Here is a 1647-nt window from a genome sequence, read left to right on the forward strand (position 1 = left end):
CTTTATTTAAATTTGGATCCTTACTTAAAGCTTCACGATATGCATCATAATTCTTCACATCATTTGCACGAATGAAATCTTGAATCTTATCGAAAGTTTCAAATTGATGAGTATATAAGTAAGACTGCAGTGCAAAAGAATAATTATAAAAATCCCATGATCCATATTTCGAAAATAATGTTCGTTCTGCTGTATAACGTTCCGCAGGATTAGATGATAATCCTCTAATTACACTTTTGCGCGGAACAACATTATTCGTACGAGTAGATCCCGCAAAAAATTCTGCATTGCCTTCATCAAACCAAGTCATACGTTCATTTTGATATAATTCTCCTTGTCCCCATGATCCTGGAACTTCGTATCTTGCCTGTAAATAATGTGTAAATTCATGACGGAACAATTCTTCTAAAGTATAACTACTTTGCTGCGGTGTACGTTCATATGTAAAGAACGTTCCTTTTCCTTCAATGTAAATGCCACCATTATTCGTGTCATATCCATATAATTGGCTATTTCGTTTATATTCATATGGATCATTATAAATTACGATTGTCAGTACATCATCAGCTTTCCCTGCTTCTAACGCTGCATCATTTCCAATTACACGATGATATTGCGCTTTTACTTCTTTAGCAGCCCAATATAGTCTCTTAACCTTTTCTTCCGTTACTTTATCCCCTGTTTTAAATACGATAGAACCGTCATCGAATGTATACGTTTTGGGTAAGTACTGCTTTTGGCCCTCTTCACGGATTTTCTTTAAATCTACTGTATTTCCGTTATAATCTTTCCCACCATAGTTTGTTGAAATTTGCTCTACCGCATTAAAATAAGCCTCACTTAAACGAGGGTACATACGCATTGCCTGTGTAAGTATTTCTAAACCTTTATCTGGATTACTATGGAATTTCCCAAAACGGCCAGTATAATACACACCATTATTAATTAACCAACTATTTTCTGTTGTCACTTGATTCAGAAGCGCCATTCGACTGACTTCATTTATGAAACCATCAATTTTCCCATACCATATTGTTTCATCCGCTTTTTTACCGTAAGATTGTATATCGTTATCAATCGCCTGTATGAGATTATACAAGGCGTCTCCTTTATTTTTATCACTTATATATGTAGAAATATTATCGTTATATTGCTTTACTATATTCGCTGCATATTGAACTGTTTCAGCATCACAAGAAGCGTTACTAATTAATTTACCGTATGAAGATACCACTTTATCCTGTTTATTTGTACCAAGTTTGAAATTCGGATTTTTTGCAATTGCTTTTAATGCCGGTAAACATTTATCATGGAAGCTTCGCTCATTTAAATAGTTTATTTCTTTATTATTAAAGCCTAAATAAAAACCGCAATATAATACTTCAACAAACGTCTCAATTCCTTTTGTATCATCTTTTGTAAATGTACTTCCGCGACGACCTAATTCATCAATAATAACCTGTATTCGCTCTTTATTTTGATAAAACGCTTTTGTTTCTTGATTAAATTGAGATAAATCTGCGATTTGATCCCAACTAACATTTGCCAATGTGTCAATTAATTCGTCATCACTCATTCTATTCAGCTCTGTTACAGAATACTTTTGCTGAAATTGTTTTGCCGCTGCTCGTTTCACGACCGGAGCTG

Annotated in this window: 1 protein-coding gene; it reads right to left on the reverse strand. The window is 34.0% G+C overall.

Translation table 11 applies throughout. The annotated features are described in order from the left end of the window. Nucleotides 1-1647 (reverse strand): collagenase (locus tag CQ058_RS31270; protein WP_181150793.1); only part of this gene is annotated, 1647 nt, incomplete at both ends.

Source organism: Bacillus sp. MYb56 (genome assembly GCF_002976445.1).
Taxonomy (GTDB): domain Bacteria; phylum Bacillota; class Bacilli; order Bacillales; family Bacillaceae_G; genus Bacillus_A; species Bacillus_A mycoides.